Raw genomic sequence first — 432 nt, 5'->3', positions numbered from 1 at the left:
GAACTTAGCCGTTTTAGATGATTTTCTTAAGCGACGCGCCGAATATTTCGAATGGCACCGGCCAAGCGCGGGCACGATCGGCTTCATGCGACTTAAGCAAGCCAACGCGGAGCGCTTCTGCTCGGAACTGCTGGCGAGTACGGGCGTGCTGCTCTTGCCGTCCACCTTGCTCGATTACGGCGATACGCACGTGCGCATCGGCTTCGGCCGTCGCACGATGCCGGACGTGCTGGCTTTAGCCGATGCTTACCTTGACACCGCAATTACTTCGATGCAACCGTAACCAGCACCGCATCGTTACGGTAGACATTAGGGTACATCTGCTTGAGCGCTCCGACCTTGGGCAGATCGTTTATCGCGATATAAGGGCTTTCCGGATGCTCGGTCAGATAGTTTTGGTGATATCCCTCGGCGGGATAAAAGCCCTTATAG

Annotated in this window: 2 pseudogenes; one reads left to right on the top strand and one right to left on the bottom strand. The window is 55.6% G+C overall.

From position 1 onward, the window contains the following. A pseudogene (locus tag P7F28_RS10315) lies at positions 1 to 283 on the top strand (aminotransferase); the annotation flags it as partial. On the opposite strand, the pseudogene P7F28_RS10310 reads toward P7F28_RS10315, so the two are convergent. Continuing rightward, a pseudogene (locus P7F28_RS10310) lies at positions 264 to 432 on the bottom strand (peptide-methionine (S)-S-oxide reductase); the annotation flags it as partial. The pseudogenes P7F28_RS10315 and P7F28_RS10310 sit on opposite strands and share 20 nt — an antisense overlap.

Source organism: Caballeronia sp. BR00000012568055 (assembly GCF_029439455.1).
Classification (GTDB): domain Bacteria; phylum Pseudomonadota; class Gammaproteobacteria; order Burkholderiales; family Burkholderiaceae; genus Caballeronia.
This window is presented reverse-complemented; position numbering and strand designations above follow the sequence as displayed.